Below are 19,019 nucleotides of genomic sequence, written 5' to 3'. Positions count from 1 at the left end.
CTCTCTTATTAAATTTATGCGTAGGTATATATTAAATATATACCTACTTTATTATTAGCCTGCGTAATGTTTTAACATGTTTGGAACGTCTAAAATCAGTGCAATGCCACCATCCGAAGTTATTGTAGCACCTGCCATACCTGGTGTTCCTTGAAGTAACGCATCAAGCGGCTTAATCACTACTTCTTCTTGGCCAATTAATGAGTCAACAACAAAACCAATTTGCTGCGTACCAATTTGCACAATAACTACATGGCCTTTTGCTTTTCGCTGTGAACGATCTGAGCCTTTAACTAACCAGTGCTCGAGGTAGAATAACGGTATTGCCTTTTTACGCACAATAATTGTTAATTGCCCATCAACCACATTTGTTTTCGTTAAATCTAAGTTGAATATTTCACTAACACCTGCAAGTGGTAACGCAAATGTTTGTGCGCCAACAATTACCATTAAGGTCGGTAATATGGCTAAGGTAAGTGGTACTTTTATCTCTAAAATAGTACCTACACCTAACTCAGATTGAATACTTACAGAGCCGTTTAATTGGGTGATTTTAGTTTTCACCACATCCATTCCAACACCACGACCTGAAATATCAGATATCTCTTCTTTTGTAGAAAAGCCAGGTGCAAAAATTAGGTTGTATGCTTCAGTGTCAGAAAGTCGACTCGCTTGATCGTGATCGAGCACGCCTTTACTAATTGCTATTTTTTTCAGTTTCTCAGCATCCATACCAGCGCCATCATCTTTAATGGTCAACAAAATATGGTCGCCTTCCTGAGACGCTGATAAAGTAACATTACCTGTTCTAGGCTTACCGGCAGCCTCACGAACAGCTGGCATTTCAATACCGTGGTCAACTGAGTTTCGAACTAAATGCACAAGCGGATCGGCTAGTGCTTCCACTAAGTTTTTATCTAAATCGGTTTCTTCACCTACAAGTTGTAAGTCAATGTCTTTGTTTAAGCTGCGTGCTAAATCGCGTACTACGCGAGGGAAACGACCAAATACCTTTTTAATTGGTTGCATTCGCGTTTGCATAACCGCGCCTTGAATATCAGCAGTCACTACATCTAAGTTAGAGATTGCTTTACCCATTGCTTCACTGTCTGAATTGGTCGCTAAACTAACCAAACGATTTCGCACAAGTACTAACTCACCAACCATATTCATAATTTGGTCAAGTCGTTTTGTATCTACGCGAACTGTCGTCTCTGCTGCTGGTGGCGCTGATTTTTTAGGCGTTGCTGGCGCTGCTTTAGCAACCGGTTTTTCTACCGGTTTAGAAGCGGGTGCTTTTACAGGTTCTGGTTTTTTTACAGGCACACTCGCTTTTGCAGCTGGTTTAGCTGGGATATTGGGCTGTTTCACAGCTGGAGTGCTTTCTATTGATTTAGGTGCAGTGCCTTTACCATGAAGTTCATCAAGAAGCGCTTCAAATTCATCATCACTAATTTCATCATCTGATGAATTAGCAGTATTTGACGCTGGTTTAGCTGGTTCTACAGGTGCTTTAACTACACTACTTTGCTCAGGTGCTTTACTCGCAACCTCACCAAAACTGCCAACTCCATGTAACTCGTCTAATAAGCTGTCAAATTCATCATCAGTAATATCACCATTAAAATCACTACTACTTGCTACTGGCTTTTCAACTGCAGGACCTTGTCCTTTACCGTGTAGTTCATCAAGTAAGTTTTCAAATTCATCTTCAGTGATTTCGTTTATTTCAGCATCACTAACCGAAGGAGTTCCGCTAAACATTTCATCAAATGCAAATGGATCTTCCTCATCAGCTATTGGCGTATCAACTACTTCATCAAGAGGTTGTTCAACGTCAGTTTCTGAAGCGACTCCGTTAAGCTCGGCTTCTGTTGGAGGTAGGCCCAAAATGTGGAGGGTTTGAAGTAACTCAGGATCTGCTGGTTCTGGCTTATCCCTATTTTGGATAGTCGCGAACATTTCATTAATGGTGTCGAGCGCTTGTAAAATAACATCCATTAACTCTGAATTGACCGTTCGCACGCCTTGACGTAGTAAATCAAATACGTTTTCAGCGCCGTGGCAAGCATCAACAAGTTCTGTCATAGCTAAAAAGCCTGCACCACCTTTTACAGTGTGAAAGCCTCTAAATATGGCATTTAGTAACTCGGTATCTTCTGGATTATTTTCCAGTTCAACTAACTGTTCAGATAAAAGCTCTAGGATTTCTCCTGCCTCTACAAGAAAGTCTTGTAAAATATCTTCATCGACTTCAAACATGCAGTTACTCTCCTCTTAGAAGCCCAAACTTGATAAAAGATCATCGACTTCATCTTGATCAGATACAACATCATTACGCGATTCTTTATCAATAATAGGGCCTTCAGGACCTGCTAAAGTTTGTGTGGCAACTGGTTCTTTTATTTTTTGTTGTTCTACTTTATTCGCTGTGTTGTCACTGTCATCTTGTTCAGCAAACGCTGTTAAAAGATGAAGTAAGCTTTCTTCTACTTCTCTAACAAGTTCTATAACACGGCGAATAACTTGACCTGTTAAGTCTTGATAGTCTTGAGCCATTAGTACATTTGTCATTAAGCTTTGAAGCTCATCCGTTTTATGATGAGAGTTATTCATAAACTTATCGATACTATGGCAAAGTTGTTTAAACTCACCAAGCTCAATCTCCCGGCTCATTAAACGATCCCATGTCGGTTTGATATGAGATATTTCATCTGCAAGTTGCTGAGCTATAGGTAAACTAGCCTCAACAGCATCCATTGTTTTATTAGCCGCATTTTCTGTCATTTCTATAACATAATTAAGCCGCTTTTTAGCATCTGGAATCGCATCTGTCGTTATGTTAGTTAAGCGAGTATCAAGCTCAAAGCTTTTAAGTGCTTCGTGCAGTTGACGAGTCAACTTCCCAACTTCAGCAAATAATTTAGACTGCTCTTGCGAAGCTGTCTCTAAAATCAACTGATTAGCTTTATCTTGCTCATCGTTTTCTAAATAAATGACGAGTTGACGAGCTTGTTCTAACGTTATTTGAGGCGCAGCTGGTGCTGACATAAGCCTCTCCCCCATCATTAGCCTAAGCGTTCAAATACTTTTTCTAATTTAGTTTTTAATGTTCCAGCCGTAAATGGCTTAACAATATAACCATTAACGCCAGCTTGCGCTGCAGCAATTATTTGTTCTTTTTTAGCTTCTGCCGTTACCATCAATACAGGGATATGTTTTAACTTATCATCTGCACGAATTGCTCTTAGAAGGTCAATACCTTGCATTCCCGGCATATTCCAATCTGTAACCACAAAATCAAATACTTGATTTTGTAACATAGGCAGAGCTGTAGACCCGTCATCAGCTTCTTGAACGTTAGTGAAACCTAAGTCACGTAATAGGTTTTTTATAATTCGTCTCATCGTTGAAAAATCATCAACTACAAGAATTTTCATGTTTTTATCCAAAACATCCCCCAGTGAGGTATTAACCTTAGTTTACTTACTACTAGTTTATCCAGTCATTGATTTTAGCTTTAAGCTTAATCATCGCCTGACCATGTATCTGACTTACACGCGATTCACTTACATCGAGTATATGTCCTATTTCTTTTAAATTCATTTCATCGTTATAGTATAAAGAAAGTACCATTGCATCACGCTCTGGTAATGACTTTATTGCATTTAGCAAAGACTCATTAAACCGATCATTTTTAACATTATTAAAAGGTTTGTCTAGCGCTAAATCTTGGCCTACGGGAGTAATAACATCCTCATCTACACCAAGGTCTTCTATACCTAATACTTTACTGGTATTAACATCATTTAAAATATGATGGTACTCATTGAGTGAAATTTCAAGTTTTTCAGCAACTTCTGTATCTGTTGGTTCGCGATTCAGACTGCTTTCGAGCCCAGTAATTGCTTCTGCAACTTGTCGGCTTTTACGGTGTACTGAACGAGGAGCCCAATCACCACGGCGCATTTCATCAAGCATAGCCCCGCGAATACGAATACCGGCGAAGGTTTCAAAGCTTGCGCCTTTTGTTGCATCAAAGTTTTTTGAAGCTTCTATTAAACCTATCATTCCTGATTGAATTAAATCATCAAGCTGAACGCTAGGTGGTAATCGAGCAATTAGATGACATGCCACTTTTTTAACAAGTGATGCATGTTTCTCAACAATCACATTTAAGTTTTGTGTTGATTGATATCCCATAGCTCTATTCACCAATGTTGTCATAATTAGCCGTTTACTAGTTTCTCAATGAAAAACTCTAAATGCCCAGATGGTTGATTTGGTATTGGCCATTTAACTGCTTTTGTCGCCAGCGCTTTAAACGCGAGAGCGGCTGGCGAACTTGGAAAGAGCTCAACAATCACCTTTTGGCGACGTGTTGCTTTGCGCATATTTTCGTCATAAGGAACCGTTGCTACTAGCTCCATTGAAACATCTAAAAAGCGATCGGTAACTTTAGATAGTTTTGCAAACAATTCAGTGCCTTCACGCATACTGCGGACCATATTGGCAACAATTTTGAACTTATAAACACCGTGCTCGCGGCTTAATACTTTAATAAGTGCGTAAGCATCGGTTATTGATGTTGGTTCATCGCACACTACAACCATTACATCTTGTGCTGCTCGTGAGAAGCTTAGCACCATGTCTGAAATACCAGCGGCTGTATCTACAATTAAAATATCAAATTCGGTATTCAATTCGCTAAATGCACGAATTAGCCCGGCATGCTCAGATGGCGATAATTCAACCATACTTTGCGAGCCCGATGTAGCAGGTACAATTTTAATACCAGCAGGCCCTTCAACTAAAATCTCGTCAAGCTCACATTCACCTGACAAAACGTGTGATAAATTGCGCTCTACACGTAAACCAAGCATCACATCACAGTTTGCTAAACCTAGGTCAGCATCCAGCACTAATACTCTATTACCTTGTTGCCCTAGTGCAATAGCGGTATTTAGAGAAACATTTGTTTTCCCCACCCCACCTTTACCACCGGTTACAGCGATAACTTTTACGCCGTTGTTATTGTTTTGACTCATTTTGCGCAGGCCGCTTGCTTGATCTAATACTGTGTTAATCATACATCCCTACTGTACTTGGCGCCACTGCTTGGTGCCTTGAATGTTGTGCTTTTGTTCTTTTTAAATATAACTGCTCAGCCTTTTTCACTAGTTTTTCAGCATTTGCAACACGAATATCTTCTGGCACTCGTTGACCGTTAGTAAGATACCCTATTGGAAGGCGATTTTGAATCGCAATACTAATAATCTCACCCAAACTTAATGATTCATCTAACTTAGTGAAAATACAACCACTTAACTGTACTTTTTTAAAGTGACGTACTGTTTCTTGTAATACATTAATTTGTGCCGTCGCGCTTAGTACTAAGTAGCTGCGAATATCCACACGTTGGTTACGCATTAACGTGTTTAACTGCTCAGTTAAACGTAAATCTCGCTGACTCATACCTGCTGTATCAATTAATACTAGACGTTTATTTCGTAAATGATATAAAACTTCAGCTAATTCATTAGCATCTTTAACTTGCTTTACACCACAACCAATAATACGGCCGTAAGTAGCAAGCTGTTCATAAGCACCAATTCTGTATGTATCAGTGGTTATTAAGGCCACTTTATCAGCGCCATATTTTTGTGCGCCTAAAGCTGCAAGCTTAGCAACTGTTGTTGTTTTACCAACACCTGTTGGACCCACTAACGCATATACACCACCTTGGCGAAGTATTTCATTATTGGTTGTTTGCATTTGATCTTCGACCATCGTTAACAACGCTTTCCAGCCTTGCTTACGAGATACATCATCAGGTACAAAACATGCCATTTGTTGCGCTACTTCTTTATCAATACCCATACCGACTAAGCGGTCAACCATGCAAGCGCGTGTTGGATCGCGACGCGCCATATCTTGCTGCATTAAGCCTGATACTTGATGCTCAAGTAATTGACGAATTGCGTTCATTTCTTCACGCATTGTTGTCATTTCTTCGCTTTCATTATTGGGTGTTTGTTGGCGAGCCGTTACTGGACTATCTAAATCATCAAAGTCGCTGTCTAAATCATCAAAACCTAAGCTATCCGCTTGAGTTTGTGGACGAACTGGCGCTGCATTTTCAGGAGCAAACATATTTTTAGTACGCTGTTCCATAACTGGTTCTTGATAGTTATCGGTAGTATCAATACCTGATTGTGAAAACATTGATGCAAGTTCAGGGGAGCGAGGACGCGGTGATTGGCGCTCTAACAAAGCCTGTAGGCTGTCAGCCACTTTTGCCTGCGGCTCTGGTTTGGCACGCTGAGGCTCTGGTTTTACAAAATTATGCATACTTTGCTGTGGTGCTTGAGCACGCGGCTCTGCAGTACGTTGTGGTTGCGCTGCTACTTTAGGGGCTGCTTTGTCATAATCAACTGCCGCTACAATTTCTACACCGTTAGCCAGCTTCTTATTTGACATAATAACCGCATCAACACCTAACTCATCTTTAACTTCTTTAAGTGCTGTGCGCATATCTTTAGCAAAAAAACGTTTAATTTTCATGATTCAACCCCTGTTAAAATCTTATTGTTGGCCTACAGAGCTAACAATCTTGATCTGTCTTTCGTCTGGTACCTCTTGATAAGACATCACTCTCAATCCTGGAATGGTGTACTTAACAAAACGAGATAACACAGTGCGTAACATTCCTGACGTTAGCAATATAGAAGGTTCACCGGCCATTTCTTGATTTTGATGCGCTTGTGTCAATGACACTTGAAGTCGCTCTGCAAGTCCAGGCTCAATACCGGCACCTTCATCGCCTGCATTTTGTAATGACTGATGCAACATCTGTTCCAACTCAGGTGCCAAGGTTATGACAGGGATTTCTGATGACATACCAACCGCATCTTGAACAATTAACCTACGCAGAGAAATACGCACTGCAGCCGTTAATACATCAGGGTCTTGGCTACGCGGACCATACTCAACAAGGGTTTGAACAATTGAGCGCATATCGCGAATAGCTACACCTTCATTCAATAAATTTTGCAGTACTTTTACAATTGCAGTTAATGGCAGCACATCAGGTACTAGTCCTTCTACTAAGCGAGGATGGCTTTTAGCAAGCATATCAAGCAGGTTTTGAACTTCTTCATGCCCTAGTAGCAACGCCGCACTGTTAGTTAATAACTGGCTAATATGAGTGGCGACTACCGTGGCTGAATCTACAACGGTATAACCTAGTGATTGCGCTTCATCTTTTTGATCAGGCTTGATCCATACTGCATCAAGGCCAAACGCAGGATCTTTAGTTTCAACCCCTTTAATAGGACCAAATACTTGCCCTGGGTTAATCGCTAGCTCGTCGCCATGTTTAAGTTCGCTTTCACCGGTTGAAACACCCATTAGCGTTATTCTGTAAGCATTTGGATCAAGCTCTAAATTATCGCGAATATGAACAGGTGGTACTAAAAAACCAAGTTCTTGAGAAAGCTTTTTACGTACACCTTTAATACGATTAAGTAGCTCACCACCTTGAGATTGATCTACCAACGGAATTAATCTGTAACCTACTTCTAGGCCAATTACGTCAACCTGCTGAACATCATCCCAACCAAGTTCTTTTTGCTCTTGTTTATTGGCAATACCTGTTGCAGCGCTTCCGCCACTGGCGGCTTCTTCGGCTTCTGCTGCAGCGGCTTTTAACTTAGTTTGCTGTGTGTAGTAAGCTAAATAACCCAATAACGCACCTAAACTTAAAAAAGCAAAATGCGGCATACCAGGCACTAAACCCATGATGATCAAAATACCTGAAGCAATAAAGAGTGATTTTTCGTTACCTAGTTGTTTCTTAAATTGATCACCCATATTGAGCGACTCATTTTGACGTGTTACAACAATCGCGGTACCAATTGAAAGCAGTAAAGAAGGGAGTTGAGCAACTAAGCCATCACCAATGGTAAGTAATGTATATACTTCCATTGCGTTGCCAAAACTCAAATTATGTTGAATCATACCGACAAATAAACCACCAACAATATTGATGATTAATATAACAATACCTGCAATGGCATCGCCTTTTACAAATTTACTCGCACCATCCATTGAGCCGTAAAAATCGGCTTCGCGAGTTACTTCCTCGCGGCGGTCACGCGCTTGCTCAGCACTGATAAAACCAGCGTTTAAATCGGCGTCGATTGCCATTTGTTTACCCGGCATTGCATCAAGGGTGAAACGTGCAGATACCTCAGAAATACGCCCAGCACCTTTGGTAATTACCACAAAGTTAATAATAATAAGGATTAAAAATACGACCAAACCAACTGCGTAGTTACCACCAATAACAACTGAGCCAAACGCTTCAATTACTTTACCGGCAGAATCACCACCATTATGACCTTCAAGTAATACAACTCGAGTGCTGGCAACGTTAAGCGCTAAACGCATAATCGTAGCGATTAGTAATACAGAGGGGAATATACCAAACTCAACCGGCTTCATCGTGTAAACAGTCACGAGTAAAACCACTAATGCGAGGGCAATATTAAACGAGAAAAGGATATCGAGTAAAAATGGCGGTAACGGTAAGATCACCATTCCCAAGGCTGCAAGCACAAGCAAAGGAGTACCTACCCCTTTGGCATAGTCTTTTTTGTCTCTGTTAAGTTGTTGTAATACCGCTTTAAAACTCATAATTCTACAATTTCAAAAAATTGACACTACGTAGAATTAGCAATAACTATTCCAAGTTACTAAGTTAACGGTTTAATACTTGTAGGCATCGGGGATTGGGAGCTTGTTATTGAGCTTAGTTGGACGTTTACCGCGCCCTTTATTAAAGCGCTTAAGCTGAAATACATACGCTAAAACTTGCGCTACTGCAGTAAATAGCTGATCGGGTATTTGCTCTCCTACTTCAGCCGTATGATAAAGCGCTCGGGTCAACATAGGGGATTCTAAAATAGGTACTTCATTCCCTATTGCTACTTTTCTAATTTGCATCGCCATTTCATCGATACCCTTAGCAAGCACTATTGGCGCTCCTGCGCGCTCTGTATCGTATTTTAATGCTACTGAGTAGTGAGTTGGGTTGGTAACAATAACATCAGCGTCAGGGACATCTTGCATCATACGATTTTGCGACATTTGCCTTTGTGTTTGCCTAATACGCGCTTTTATTTGTGGGTCACCTTCAGAGTTTTTATACTCATCTTTAATCTCTTGCATTGTCATTTTAAGTTGTTTGTTATGGTTATAACTTTGAAATGGTGCATCAATAGCCGCAATAATAATTAAAGTGCATGAAAGGCCTAAAAACATCCAGCCTAAAATCTCTAAGGCATGGATAATATTACCTGGTGCACTTTCTAAACTTAAATGCAGTATTTCATCAAAATAGGTATTAATTAAAAATATAGCAAAACTTGCAACCAAACCAAATTTTAAAAGTGACTTTACAAGCTCAATAGCCGCTTGCGGGCCAAACATACGTTTAAAGCCTTTCATTGGCGACATTTTACTTGCTTTAGGTGCAGCGGCTTCCCAGCTAAAATTAAAACCACCTAATAACGTATTACCAATAAATGCAGCCAAAACTATAATTAATACAAACATAGCCATAGGAAACATTAAAGCGTCTGCAACCTCTCCCCATACGGCAAACATTTTAGTGGTATCAAAGGCTTCGTTGCGATTTAAGCTAAGGGTTCGGCCCATTACATTGTATAAACCTTTGCCAATTTCTGGCCCATACATCAAAAGCGATATAGCCGAAAAAATAAGTACAAACATGGTGCCTAGCTCTTTTGAGCGCGCTATTTGGCCTTTCTTTTTAGATTCTTCAAGTTTTTTGGATGTGGGTTCTTCTGTTTTTTCTTGTCCTGAGTCTTCAGACATGACTTTCTCCTAAGGTGAGCAACCAACTAAAGTACACATTAGCTCAACCATTTTTAACCATTGAAACTCAAACTGAGTAACAAAGTTACCTAGTGTCGCCCAAATAATAATAAGTCCCGCTACCAAGGTAAACGGAAAACCAATAGAGAAAATATTTAATTGCGGTGCTGCACGCGTCATAATACCAAACGACATATTAATAACGAGCATCGCGGTAAGCGGCGCAAGTGAGAGTACAAGTGCTGTAGTAAACATCCAGCCACCCCAGGTCACTATGTCCCAGTAATGATCTACAGACCACCATGTGCCATCAATGGGTAGCACTTGAAAACTATGCACCACCATTTGAATCATCATTAAATGACCGTTAAAAGCAAAAAATAATAGGGTGGCCAAAATAAGGAAAAACTGGCCCACAGCAGGCACACTCGCGCCATTAGAAGGGTCAATAACCGAAGCAAAACCTAAACCGGTTTGCATCGCGAGTATTTGCCCTGCTAACACAAAGGTATTTAATAAAAGTATAGATGCAAAACCAATAGCAACACCAATCAGCATTTGTTGAATAACGACTAAAATCATCTCAAACGAAAATAAATTAGTGAATGTAGCTGGCGGCAGAACAGGAACTACAACAAAAGTTACAACAACCGATAAACCCATTTTTATACGTGTAGGAACATTTTTAGCCCCCAAACCAGCCATAATCATAATCATTGAGCTAATGCGTACCAGCGGCAACAAAAAATCGCTCAACCATTGAATAACGACAGCAAAGGGGTATTCCACGTTTAACCTGCAATTTCAGGAATAAGTAATACTAGGCGAGTAAAAAAGTCCATTAGCTCTTGAGTAAGCCAATGCCCACCCACAATAAGCGCACTAATGGTAATTAATAAACGAGGTAAAAAGCTCAATGTTTGTTCATTGATAGACGTTGCGGCCTGAAACACAGCAACAACTAAACCAATAATTAAGCCTGGGACTACAATTGCAGACACCAGCTTAATAACTAAAAAAAGAGCGTCACTTAGGATATCAACAAAAATTTCCGGTTCCATGTTGTACTCCTATTGTTGGGTCATGTTAATGCTTTGCATACTAAGTCCCTAAACCAAAGCTTTTGGCTAGAGTCCCCATCACTAAGCTCCAACCGTCTACAAGTACAAATAACATAATTTTAAACGGTAAGGACACAATCATGGGTGAAAGCATCATCATACCCATCGCCATTAATACCGAGGCGACCACTAAATCAACAATTAAAAATGGGATAAAAAACATAAACCCTATTATAAATGCGGTTTGCAATTCGCTGGTTACAAAGGCAGGTATAAGCACTATTAACGGTGTATCTTGTGGCGAATCTAGCTGATCATAACCGGCAATTTTAGCAAACGTTTCTAAATCCTTTAAACGCACTTGTGAAAGCATAAAGGCTTTCATTGGCTCTTTAGCCAGCTCTAAAGCTTGTACTGAAGTAACCTGCTCATTTAAGTAAGGTTCTATAGCTCGCTCGTTTACCTGCTGATAAATAGGCGACATTATAAAAATACTTAGAAAAAGCGACATCCCTAATAACACTTGGTTTGACGGTGTTTGCTGTAAGCCAATTGCTTGGCGCAAAATGGCGAGTACAACAATTATTCGTGTAAAGGAGGTCATCATAATTATGGCAGCCGGTATAAAACTCAGCGCCGTCATAATTGCTAAAACTTGTAACGTTACTGAGTAATCCTGTGTGCCATCAGCGTTTGTTGTAATAGTAAGCGCATCAATTCCTTCTGCGCTTACACTTGGTACAAACACCATGGCAAAAATAATAAGCAGCCACTTTGTCATAGGTTTAATTCTTTTTATTTTGGTTTGATTGCGGGTTTAAAAGTTTACCAAATCGTTTAGCGAGTTCAGGTAGTTCTTTTTCACTTAATGGGGTTTCTAACTTGTGTAAGTAATTAATACTGTGGGGAGTTACACCAAGTAAATGCTGAGCATTATCTATCTCAACAACCATTAAACGCTCGCGAGAACCCAAAGGTAGACTTCTGACTACTTTAAATTCATCGCTGTTTGCTAAATTTGGATTAAGCTTTTTAACAAAAAATGCCAGCACAATAATTAGTACTAGCACCATTACAAGCGACAGCACCATAGAGAGTATATCTCCAGTAGGTGTTGCCACATCTGCTTTTGAAAAAACGGAACTCGTTAAAGCAACTAATAAGCTCATCGTAGTTTTTTGATCCGCTCTACTTGGCTTATCACGTCAGTTAAGCGAATACCAAACTTGTCGTTTACTACAACTACTTCACCATGGGCTATCAAAGTACCGTTAACTAGCACGTCTAGCGGCTCGCCCGCAACACGGTCAAGCTCAACAACAGAGCCTTGGTTAAGTTGCAATAAGTTACGAATATTAATTTTAGAGCGTCCTACTTCCATTGAAATAGTAACGGGGATATCTAAAATAGTGTCGAGTTTTCGTTTTTCATCGCCACTCATTTCGTGTTTTGAATCACTTAACTCATCAAGCTCTGCAACATGTGCTTCGCTACTATCATCTGGAGCTTCGGCTTCTGCTAATGCTGCTGCCCATTCATCCATTGTGTCTTGATCATCGCTCATACTTTTAACCTTTTAATCAATTACCAGTCTAAGTCTACACCGTCAGAGAGGTGTAAATCATCTTCTAGTTCTGCTAATTCTGCATCTGAGTCAATTTTCTTGCCGCCTTTGGTAAATACATGCAGCTCAGATTTAACTGAATCAGGTCGTTTAATTTTTTCACTAATTTGAAGCGCAACATTATCGCGAGAGCGACCCATTTTGGCTCTAAATGTAGGTAGTTCTTCAACAAATACGGTTATATGCTCAGGCATTTCAACCGGAATAATATCACCGGCTTTGAGTTCCATAATTTGTTTTAAGGTTAAATCAACTTCAAGCAACTGAGTTGATATTTCAACCTCTACATCCATTATTTCATCGCGAAGCGCTTTGCTCCAACGCAAATCAGTATCTTCAGTATCAGACTGAACACCCGCATCTAACAGCTCTCGAATTGGCTCAAGCATTGAATACGGAAGTGCAATATGAAAATCGCCGCCGCCGCCATCGAGCTCAATATGGAAAGAACTAATAACCACAACCTCAGTTGGGCTTACAATATTAGCCATAGCTGGGTTTACTTCAGAATCGAGATATTCAAACGATACATCCATAACCGGTGCCCAAGCTTCTTTATAATCTTCAAAGATTATTTTAAGGAGCATTTGTACAATTCGGCGCTCTGTTGGAGTAAATTCTCGGCCTTCTATTTTTGCATGATAACGCCCGTCACCACCAAAAAAGTTATCTACCAATATAAACACAAGTCGTGCTTCCATGGTAATCAGGCCAGTGCCTTTTAAAGGTCTAAAACGCACCATATTTAAACTGGTTGGAACAAATAAAGTATGAATATACTCGCCAAACTTAATCATTTGCACGCCGTTAATAGACACCTCTGCGGTGCGGCGCATCATGTTAAATAGGCTAATTCGCATATGACGAGCAAAGCGTTCATTAACAATTTCCAGCGTCGGCATACGACCACGCACGATCCGATCTTGCGAAGAAAAATCGTACTGAAGCGTACTTCCCCCGCCATCTTCACCTTCGTGTATATCTTCCTCTTCAACGTCATCAACGCCATGTAATAGCGCATCAATTTCGTCTTGGGATAATAAATCGCTCACGCTAACCCCTTATTGCATCACAAAGCCGGTAAACAATACCCGCTCAATTACTTTGCTGCCTTCAACATCCATTAAGGCTTTTTGTACCTTTTCAAGTGCAGAAAAACGAAGTGTTTCTTTACCAGAGCTCGTACTTAACTCATCAGCAGTTGTAGTAGAAAACACGCTTAGTAGCGTCCCTTCTATTAGTGGAATGTGTTTTTTGGCTGTTTCTTCATTTACTTCGCCACGTACTAGTAACTGTACTTTAATTTGCACAATTCTGTCGCGACTTGAACCGGGCACGTTAAATACAAATGGGCGTGGCATTGACACATATAAAGCACTGCCTATTTCAGCTGAATCACCAACTGCAGCAGAAGGTGCATCTGCTGACATCGCAGTCTCTTCATCTAAGGTTTCAACTGGCGCATCCGAACCCGACATAAAAAAGTAACCTGCAGCACCGCCTACAATAAGTAGTACAGCTACTATGATTATTATTAGTTTCTTTTTACTTTTACCGGTTTCTTCAATTTCTAAACTTGTTTCTTCAGCCATCATGATTCCTTTAATCGCAAAGGTACTTGCTTGTTTTAGTTATTATAATAGCAGCACTTAGGCATAGTAATCTATTGATGATGAAGTTTGTTGTCGAGAACTTTGTGCAGTGTTATTTGCTTGCTCGTCGTTTTCATCATTAACTGACTTATTATTAGCCAAATTACCTTGGGGTCCACTCTCACTTTGCTCAGCAGTTTCGCCACCTGATTGCCCATAAGAAATAGTGCTTTCACCAAGCTCTAATCCTTGTTGCGCTAACATTTCACGTAAGCGCGGCATTGATTGTTCAAGTGCTTCTTTGGCTTGCTGGTTTTGTACTACAAAGTTTATATGCGCTTGTTCTGCATCGCTACGAATACGTATTTGCATACTGCCCATTTCGGGAGGATCTAGGCGAATTTCTGCTTCTTTGTTATTAATGCTCAGCATTGAGCTAACGCGCTCTTGCAGTAATTTAGCTGCATCACTTTTAACAATATTAATTGCCTGCATTACACCAGGATCAATACTTACTTGCTTAACTTGCGATGTACTTTGTAATTGTTGAGTTTGTATTATTTGGGTATCAAGTAAGCTCTGCTCGTAACTTAATGAGTCGTATTGGCTTAATGTGCTCACTTGCTGAGTATTTAAAGCAGCTGTAATTTGCGTAAATACTTGTGCCACGCGTACAGGAGTTTGTTCTGCAGTTATTTTTTTAAGGGCATCTTTTTGTAATTCTTCAAGTGATTTTAATAAATCATCACGCTTAGTTGAGGTTGTTACGGCTTTATTTAAATCAGCCTCTTCGTTTGTTGATGTCTTTAAGCTTAACTTTTGTGGATTATATACTGTGTTAGGAGTCTCTGACGCTACAAACGTTTTTGAGTCTGCCTTAGCGGTATCGGCAAGTCCTATTTCAATTGAAGCTTTTAATTCATTAACTGTTTGCTTAAGCACTGCTAATTGCTCGCCTTTAGGCTGCTCTGTTTTAATATAAGCGTTTAATTGCGTTAATAAGCTTTGTTTTTCAGTTGTATTAAGTGAATTGATTTCTGCGCTAAAAGAGTGTTTAGCTACGCTACCCTGTGCTTCTTCATTATCAGTAATAAATTGCGCAAGCATTTGCTTAAGATTTGAAGTGCTACTAGTTGCGTTACTGGTTGAATCAGTATTTTCTAATACCTTAATTTGCGCGTTAAGTTGTGAGCGCTGCTCCAGCGTTAAACTAGCAATAACATCATTAGCTTTAATTAAGCTCTCATCTTTAGTCATTAACGTATCTATTGCTGCATTATTATCAGCTTCAGTTGCGGCTGAAGAAGACTGAGTAACGCCCGCTTTGTCGGTGAGTGTTGGCAAAACTATATTATTTTCATCAGCAGACTTATTTTGTCCTATTTGCTCTCTAGAACTCATTGAGGTTGAGACAACTTCAGGTTTTTCTAATATAGGGCCAATGCTGTCATCGGGCTTTTTATTTATAGAATTTAATGGCCCTTCAATAGCTTCAGCAACACCACTTTTCCGATGCTTGCCTTCATTTAATGGTAATGAATTCAAAGATGGTGAGCTAAAGTTATCGCTTTTTGAATCAGTTAATTTAGCCGTTTTAGAGTCTACATTAGTGGCAATTGGATTTTGCACTACACTGGCTGTATTCGCTTCTTTAGCCGATACTTCATCACTTGTATTAGTGGATGCAATTATTGGTGTGCTTTGTAATTCTGAATTCTCTATTTCTGTGTTTTCTATTTCGGTATTCTCTGCTTGTGTAGCTTCTAGCTCTGCATTTTCTGATTCTAAACTGTTAGTTGCATCGAACGGCTTATTGACCGAAGTGCTCATTGCTTGTGCTGAATTAATTTGATCAAGCATCTCAACAGACACAAAAGTAACTTCATCTGTTGTTACTTCATCTAGCTTTACGCTCAGATTTTCATTTTCTTCTGGCTGTTTATGCTTAGGTATGGCAATAGAGTTTTCGGCATCGGGATTTTTATTGCCTTTAAGCAAAGGCTCCATAGAGTTATGCGCTTCGTTTAGCTTACTTAAAAATTCATCGCCTAAATTTTCTCCGCCATTAGCTAAGCTATTGTCTTTAAAAGCTAACAGTGAATCTTTTTCAGAAGAAACTAAAAACGAAATGTTATTCATCGCCATAAATCACCTAATACCATTACGGCAATATGCCACCGCATACCGCCAAAAGTTGAATTCCACTAAGTAATAAAGCAATTAACGTGCCTGAATTACAAAGCTTTACGACGTTGAAAAAACTGATTAGCTGAAAATTCATCTAACATTTTTTGCTCATTTTTTGCCATTAACGCATTTGCTTTGAGTTTTTGATTTTCGATTAATTTGGCGACTGCTTTAGCTTTAATTTGCTGCTTAAGCCACAGCGTTTTACGTTGAGTAACTACTTGTTTAGCGGTATTTACGGTACTTGCTTGTTGGCGAATTGCCTCTTCAATTTTAGCTATAAAAGCATGGTACTGCCCAAACCCTGCACTAGATAAACCCGACTTACCTTTTAGGTGTAACTGCTGAGAGTATTCAAGTCTAAAATTGTTTAAACCTTGTAGTTTTTGTTGGTTTGCTTGCAAGTTTTGATTGGCTTGTAAGTAACTCATGCGCAAATTTTCTTCTTTATCATTTTCAATTTTGAGCAATAAATCGAGTTTGTTTTTAGCCATTATGCTTGTCCTAATAACTGAGCAAGTCCTTGCAGACCATCATCGTAACTAATGACATCTCGCATACCTTGTTGTAAAAATGCATTCACTCTTGGCATCATATTTATAGCTTGGTCGAGCATTTGATCGGTCCCTTTTTGATAAGCGCCTAAAGTAATCATGTCTTTGTTTTGTTGATACATTGAATACACTTGTTTAAGCACTCGGGCTTGTTGCATATGCGGCTCAGAAACAACTTGAGGCATAACACGCGAAATCGACTTTTCAATATCTATAGCGGGATAGTGCCCACTGTCAGCTAAATCACGCGATAGTACAATGTGTCCATCTAATATAGCTCGCGCTGCATCAGCAATAGGGTCTTGCATATCATCGCCTTCACTCAACACCGTAAAAAAGCCAGTAATTGAACCTTGCCCTTCACCGCCATTACCAGCACGCTCCACCAGCGCAGGTAATTTAGCAAACACCGAAGGCGGATAACCCTTTGTAGCGGGCGGCTCGCCAACAGCAAGTGCAATTTCACGTTGTGCCATTGCATAACGCGTTACCGAATCGAGTAACAATAATACGTTTAAACCCTGATCTCTAAAATACTCTGCAATAGTTACGGCGCTCTCACAGCCTTTTAAACGCATAAGTGGTGATGAATCAGCAGGCGCTGCGACAACAACTGAGCGTTTGCGCCCTTCTACACCGAGTATTTCTTCAATAAATTCTTTTACTTCGCGGCCACGCTCCCCGACTAAGCCAACAACAATGACATCAGCTTCGCTACCTCGGGTCATCATACCGAGAAGTACTGATTTACCCACACCAGAGCCTGCAAACAAGCCCATACGCTGGCCTTGCCCTACTGTGATAACCGAGTTAATAGCACGCACACCTACATCCATAGGCTTAGTGATTGGTCTTCTTGAAAGCGGGTTTATAGTATTTTGCGCAAACTTTAAATGATGCTCAGCATTAATTTTACCCAAGCCATCTAGCGGTCGCCCTAAACCATCCACCACGCGGCCTAATAAACTCATCCCTACAGGTAAACCTAAATTATTTACTTGAGGAATAACACGCGCACCAGGTAATACACCAGAGATGTGGTCGTTAGGCATTAAGTACAAAGTTTGATCGTTAAAACCGACTATTTCGGCGTCTACAAAGCCGTTCATAGTTTCTATTTTACATTGGCTACCAACGGGTGCACGTAAACCTCTAGCCTCAAGGGTAAGGCCAACAACACGCGTTAAAATACCTGCCACAGCAGGCGCCGGGGTTTTAATATGTTGTTGATATTGAGATAAGCGTTCGCTTAAAGGTGCACGTTGAGTTGACATAACACGCCAATAAAATAGTTAGATACCACTATTATGCAAAAAACTATCCAACGTTTCTTTGACACGTGTTTTAAGGGTCATGTCGAGTGACGATTGCGCTGTTTTAACTTCACAGCCACCGCGCTCAAGAGTGGGCTCTGCCATTAATTGCCAGTTATTATCAATAATGGTTTGTTCGCCGTAGCTCTCTTTTATGAGTTCTAAATCTTCGGGGTTTAAATGGATTCGTACTTTTTCTTGCTCCGCATTAAGTGAATCAATACTTTGCTTTAAAGTATGTAAAATCACTTCAGGCGATGTTTTTACTTCTTGATAAATAACAGCTTCCGCCAACATGCTAGCAAGTTGTACTAATTGCTTTTCAGCTTGTTCGTCCACTTTATCTAGCGGTGCAGTTAGCCCCTCTAAAATGGCTTTTAAACTTGTTAACTGCTCTTCAATTAATGGTTTTACATCTTCAAGACCTTGTGTTTTACCTTGTTCTAAGCCTTCTTTGTAGCCTGCTTCTTTACCTTCGCCAACGCCTTTTTCAAAACCGTCTATGTAGCCTTGCTCATGACCTTGCTTAAGGCCTTCTTCGTACGCGTCTTGTCTAATGCGTTCAAGCTCAACCATGGTAAGCGCAGGGAGCTCTGGTTCTTGTGGCTCATCAATAGGCATTTCTTCGGCTAATTCTTTTTTGTACAACTCACTAAGCGGTGTGCCGTAAGCCGTAGAGCGATTGCCAAAGCTGCTCTCATCTGGTGCTACATCTGGAATAGCCCAGTTTTTTAATAATTCATCTGCTTCATCAGCCCGAAGTGTGCGTCCTTTGAGTTTGCTCATAG

At 40.2% G+C, this 19,019-nt stretch carries 19 protein-coding genes; all 19 read right to left on the bottom strand.

The window, feature by feature from the left end:
• Nucleotides 1-54: 54 nt before the first annotated feature.
• Nucleotides 55-2,262 (bottom strand): chemotaxis protein CheA, encoded by a 2,208-nt coding sequence (locus I6F54_RS11150; RefSeq protein WP_165721591.1) that lies wholly within the window; start codon nucleotides 2,260-2,262, stop codon nucleotides 55-57.
• A 15-nt stretch (nucleotides 2,263-2,277) separates the two neighbouring features.
• The gene (locus I6F54_RS11145) at nucleotides 2,278-3,051 is read right to left on the bottom strand and encodes a protein phosphatase CheZ (RefSeq protein WP_007585814.1); all 774 of its coding nucleotides are present in this window, start codon (nucleotides 3,049-3,051) and stop codon (nucleotides 2,278-2,280) included.
• Between the two features lie 17 nt (nucleotides 3,052-3,068).
• A complete protein-coding gene (gene cheY, locus I6F54_RS11140) occupies nucleotides 3,069-3,452 on the bottom strand; it encodes a chemotaxis response regulator CheY (protein ID WP_008132609.1) in 384 nt (127 codons plus the stop codon).
• A 40-nt stretch (nucleotides 3,453-3,492) separates the two neighbouring features.
• Nucleotides 3,493-4,203 (bottom strand): RNA polymerase sigma factor FliA, encoded by a 711-nt coding sequence (locus I6F54_RS11135; RefSeq protein WP_007585810.1) that lies wholly within the window; start codon nucleotides 4,201-4,203, stop codon nucleotides 3,493-3,495.
• A 26-nt stretch (nucleotides 4,204-4,229) separates the two neighbouring features.
• Complete coding sequence (locus I6F54_RS11130; RefSeq protein ID WP_007585809.1) at nucleotides 4,230-5,090, bottom strand: MinD/ParA family ATP-binding protein; 861 nt, start codon at nucleotides 5,088-5,090, stop codon at nucleotides 4,230-4,232.
• On the bottom strand, nucleotides 5,083-6,564 hold the full coding sequence (gene flhF / locus I6F54_RS11125) for a flagellar biosynthesis protein FlhF (RefSeq protein ID WP_007585808.1): 1,482 nt from the start codon (nucleotides 6,562-6,564) through the stop codon (nucleotides 5,083-5,085). Before flhF ends, I6F54_RS11130 begins: the two co-directional genes overlap by 8 nt.
• A 21-nt stretch (nucleotides 6,565-6,585) precedes the next feature.
• A complete protein-coding gene (flhA, locus tag I6F54_RS11120; RefSeq protein WP_010553901.1) occupies nucleotides 6,586-8,697 on the bottom strand; it encodes a flagellar biosynthesis protein FlhA in 2,112 nt (703 codons plus the stop codon).
• Nucleotides 8,698-8,769: 72 nt separating this feature from the next.
• Entirely contained in the window at nucleotides 8,770-9,900 is a 1,131-nt protein-coding gene (gene flhB, locus I6F54_RS11115) for a flagellar biosynthesis protein FlhB (RefSeq protein ID WP_007585806.1), read from the bottom strand.
• A 9-nt stretch (nucleotides 9,901-9,909) separates the two neighbouring features.
• Complete coding sequence (fliR, locus tag I6F54_RS11110; RefSeq protein ID WP_007585805.1) at nucleotides 9,910-10,689, bottom strand: flagellar biosynthetic protein FliR; 780 nt, start codon at nucleotides 10,687-10,689, stop codon at nucleotides 9,910-9,912.
• Nucleotides 10,690-10,691: 2 nt separating this feature from the next.
• Nucleotides 10,692-10,961, bottom strand: a complete 270-nt coding sequence (fliQ, locus tag I6F54_RS11105) for a flagellar biosynthesis protein FliQ (RefSeq protein ID WP_002959325.1) — start codon at nucleotides 10,959-10,961, stop codon at nucleotides 10,692-10,694.
• 40 nt (nucleotides 10,962-11,001) lie between these two features.
• The gene (gene fliP / locus I6F54_RS11100; protein WP_007585804.1) at nucleotides 11,002-11,742 is read right to left on the bottom strand and encodes a flagellar type III secretion system pore protein FliP; all 741 of its coding nucleotides are present in this window, start codon (nucleotides 11,740-11,742) and stop codon (nucleotides 11,002-11,004) included.
• A gap of 4 nt (nucleotides 11,743-11,746) precedes the next feature.
• The gene (gene fliO / locus I6F54_RS11095) at nucleotides 11,747-12,130 is read right to left on the bottom strand and encodes a flagellar biosynthetic protein FliO (protein WP_007377952.1); all 384 of its coding nucleotides are present in this window, start codon (nucleotides 12,128-12,130) and stop codon (nucleotides 11,747-11,749) included.
• Nucleotides 12,127-12,525, bottom strand: a complete 399-nt coding sequence (fliN, locus tag I6F54_RS11090; RefSeq protein WP_007585803.1) for a flagellar motor switch protein FliN — start codon at nucleotides 12,523-12,525, stop codon at nucleotides 12,127-12,129. The genes fliO and fliN overlap by 4 nt, the downstream gene beginning before the upstream one ends.
• 20 nt (nucleotides 12,526-12,545) lie before the next feature.
• Nucleotides 12,546-13,637, bottom strand: coding sequence for a flagellar motor switch protein FliM (fliM, locus tag I6F54_RS11085; protein ID WP_007585802.1), 1,092 nt, complete (start codon nucleotides 13,635-13,637; stop codon nucleotides 12,546-12,548).
• A 9-nt stretch (nucleotides 13,638-13,646) separates the two neighbouring features.
• Nucleotides 13,647-14,177 carry a flagellar basal body-associated protein FliL gene (gene fliL / locus I6F54_RS11080; RefSeq protein WP_007585800.1) on the bottom strand — a complete coding sequence of 177 codons (531 nt, stop codon included), beginning with the start codon at nucleotides 14,175-14,177 and terminating at the stop codon, nucleotides 13,647-13,649.
• Nucleotides 14,178-14,234: 57 nt separating this feature from the next.
• A complete protein-coding gene (locus tag I6F54_RS11075) occupies nucleotides 14,235-16,322 on the bottom strand; it encodes a flagellar hook-length control protein FliK (protein WP_197141413.1) in 2,088 nt (695 codons plus the stop codon).
• A gap of 89 nt (nucleotides 16,323-16,411) precedes the next feature.
• Entirely contained in the window at nucleotides 16,412-16,858 is a 447-nt protein-coding gene (gene fliJ, locus I6F54_RS11070) for a flagellar export protein FliJ (protein ID WP_002959337.1), read from the bottom strand.
• The gene (gene fliI / locus I6F54_RS11065; protein ID WP_024589949.1) at nucleotides 16,858-18,192 is read right to left on the bottom strand and encodes a flagellar protein export ATPase FliI; all 1,335 of its coding nucleotides are present in this window, start codon (nucleotides 18,190-18,192) and stop codon (nucleotides 16,858-16,860) included. Before fliI ends, fliJ begins: the two co-directional genes overlap by 1 nt.
• Before the next feature lie 18 nt (nucleotides 18,193-18,210).
• Nucleotides 18,211-19,017: a flagellar assembly protein FliH gene (gene fliH, locus I6F54_RS11060; protein ID WP_024592741.1), complete on the bottom strand. Its 807-nt coding sequence runs from the start codon at nucleotides 19,015-19,017 to the stop codon at nucleotides 18,211-18,213.
• Nucleotides 19,018-19,019 lie beyond the last annotated feature (2 nt).

Source organism: Pseudoalteromonas sp. SWXJZ10B (assembly GCF_015864475.1).
In the GTDB taxonomy this organism is placed as follows: domain Bacteria; phylum Pseudomonadota; class Gammaproteobacteria; order Enterobacterales; family Alteromonadaceae; genus Pseudoalteromonas; species Pseudoalteromonas arctica.
Note: the sequence above shows the minus strand (reverse complement) of the source record. Positions and strands in the feature narration are given on the sequence as shown.